The organism is Actinosynnema sp., assembly GCF_052038725.1.
Genome location: NZ_JBQGCX010000225.1, coordinates 1 through 2,331 on the forward strand (window position 1 = coordinate 1; position 2,331 = coordinate 2,331).

Here is a 2,331-nt window from a genome sequence, read left to right on the forward strand (position 1 = left end):
CCTGCCGCCCCTCGGTGAGGCGGCGGCGCGCCAGCAGCGGCGCGGGCAGCGCGATCCCGTACCCGACGACCAGCGCCACCGCCGCCACGCGCTCCCCGCGGGTCAGGTCGGCCTCCAGCAGGTCGACGACCAGGGCGGGGACGAACCAGGCGGCGAGCGCGAGACCGATCAGCAGCCAGCGGCGGGCGGCGCGCTCGGAGCGGTGCACGACGTGAACCTACGCCTCGGCCGCGCGGAACCGGCGGGCGGCGATCAGGCCGAGGCCCACGACCCACGCGCCGAGCACGAACAGCGCCCGCCCGACCTCCACGTCCACCAGCGGCGACAGCGCGAGCTGCTTGCCCCAGTGCATCGGCAGGGTCAGCACGACCCGGCGCAGCCAGTCCGGGGCCAGCTCCACGGGGATCAGCACGCCGCCCGCCACGCTCAGCGCCAGCGACGCCACCCCGGTCACCGCCTGCATCGCGCCCGGCGAGACCACCAGGCCGAGCACGATCCCGAGCAGCACGAACGGCAGCCCGGTCAGCCACACCGCGCCGAGGCAGACCAGCCACTGGCCCGCCGACAGGCGCACGTCCTGCGTGAACGCCCCGACCAGGCCGAGCAGCACCAGCGGCGGCAGGGCCAGCAGCATCCCGACCACGCCCTTGCCGACCACGTAGCCCGCGCCGGTGAGCGGGGTCAGCCGCAGTTGCCGCTGCCAGCCCGCGCCGCGCTCGACGGCGATGCTCGCGCCGGTCGTCACGGGGGCGGAGATGACGCCGAACATGGCCATGTTCAGCATCAGCGAGAGCGCGATCGGCACGCCGCCGAGGGCGACGCCCTCCAGGTCGTAGACGTCGGGGAGCACCAGCAGCATCAGCGAGGGCAGCGGCATGGTGGCCACCAGGTAGCGGCGGGTGCGGGTGGCGCGGAGCAGTTCGAGCACGAGGAAGCGCGTGTTCATCACCGGTTCTCCCGTCCGGTCAGCGCGAGGAAGGCCGCTTCCAGGCCCAGCGCGGTGACCTCGACGTCGTGGGTGGTGGGGTGGGTGGCGAGCAGGGCGCGCAGCGCGGCGTCCGAGTCGGCGCACTCCAGCAGGACCCGGTCGCCGCGCGCCTCGACCGCGCGCACGCCGGGCAGCGCGCGCAGCGGGGCGAGGTCGGCTCCGGGGGCCGACGTCCACGGGAGCGTGGCGGCGATGACGCGGCCGGACACGGCGGTGCGGATCTGCGCGACGGAGCCGTCCGCGATGACCTTCCCGCGGTCGAGCAGCACGACCCGGTCGGCGAACTCCTGCGCCTCCTCCAGGTGGTGGGTGGCGAACAGGACGGTCCGGCCGCGCGCGGTGCGCTCGCGCGTGGTGGCCCAGAAGCGGCGGCGGGACTGGACGTCCAGGGCCGCGGTGGGCTCGTCCAGGACCAGCAGGTCCGGGTCGGGCACGAGGGCGGCGGCGAGCAGGGCGCGCTTGCGCTGGCCGCCGGACAGCTCGGTGGAGCGGCGGCGCGCGAGGTCGTCCGCGCCCGCGAGGGCCAGCGCCTCGGCGACCGGCAGCGGGCGGCGGTGCAGCGCGGCGACCAGGCCGACGACCTCGGCGACCGTCGCGCCCTCCAGCAGGGCCCCGTCCTGGAGCACCGCCCCGACCAGGCCGTCCACGACGGCCTGCCTGGGCGTGCGGCCGAACAGCCGGACCTCGCCCGCGTCCGGGGCGGTGAGCCCGAGCAGGACGTCCGCGGTGGTGGACTTGCCCGCGCCGTTCGGGCCGAGCAGCGCCACCACCTCGCCGGGCGCGACGACGAGGTCGACCCCGTCCACCGCCCTGACGGCTCCGCGTGACTTGCGCACCCCGCGCAGCGAGACCGCCGCCGGAGCAGTTGTGGTTGCCATGGTGCAAGCTTGTGCTCCCCGGTCGTCCGGGACGCGGGCCGCGCGTCACGACCGGCCCATGACATCCGTCATGGGTGCGCCACGAGGAGGAAGACCGTGCCCGTGCTGGAGGGGTTCACCCGCACCGAGGACACCCCGGACTGGATCCGCTGCTGGGAGCGCGAGATCTCCGGGGTGCCGGTGTACGTGGTGTTCACCGACGACGAGTCCGAGTCCGACGTGGACGAGGAGTTCCTGACCGCGATCCTGTCCGATGTGGACGGCGTGGTCGCGGCGGCCAGGAGCGCCGCCGAGGAGCACCTGGGGTCGGACGCGTTCAGCGAGCCGTCGATCACCCTGAACCCGCCGGACTCGATGGTCGTGCGGTTCGGCGAGTGCGAGGTGGAGGGCTGGGGCGAGCTGGGCGTCGGGGTGGACTTCACCGGGTTCGTGGTGACGGGCGTGACGGACTTCGCCGACGCCGAG

4 protein-coding genes are annotated in these 2,331 nt (G+C 75.3%); 1 reads left to right on the forward strand and 3 read right to left on the reverse strand.

Translation table 11 applies throughout. The annotated features are described in order from the left end of the window. The 3 genes from ACTUAL_RS04390 to ACTUAL_RS04400 form a co-directional block, all read right to left on the reverse strand. A partial coding sequence (locus tag ACTUAL_RS04390) for a hypothetical protein (protein ID WP_440899351.1) occupies positions 1–208 on the reverse strand: 208 nt, incomplete at its 3' end. A 9-nt stretch (positions 209–217) separates the two neighbouring features. After that, positions 218–946, reverse strand: a complete 729-nt coding sequence (locus tag ACTUAL_RS04395) for an ABC transporter permease (RefSeq protein WP_440899352.1) — start codon at positions 944–946, stop codon at positions 218–220. Beyond that, positions 946–1,866, reverse strand: coding sequence for an ABC transporter ATP-binding protein (locus ACTUAL_RS04400; protein WP_440899353.1), 921 nt, complete (start codon positions 1,864–1,866; stop codon positions 946–948). Before ACTUAL_RS04400 ends, ACTUAL_RS04395 begins: the two co-directional genes overlap by 1 nt. A gap of 96 nt (positions 1,867–1,962) precedes the next feature. Here ACTUAL_RS04400 and ACTUAL_RS04405 point away from each other — a divergent pair. Then, positions 1,963–2,331 (forward strand): hypothetical protein (locus ACTUAL_RS04405; RefSeq protein WP_440899354.1); only part of this gene is annotated, 369 nt, incomplete at its 3' end.

Bases quoted from the DNA above. Each gene is read 5' to 3' on its own strand.
- ACTUAL_RS04395 (WP_440899352.1), bottom strand. From the start codon at position 946: ATGAACACGCGCTTCCTCGTGCTCGAACTGCTCCGCGCCACCCGCACC.
- ACTUAL_RS04400 (WP_440899353.1), bottom strand. From the start codon at position 1,866: ATGGCAACCACAACTGCTCCGGCGGCGGTCTCGCTGCGCGGGGTGCGC.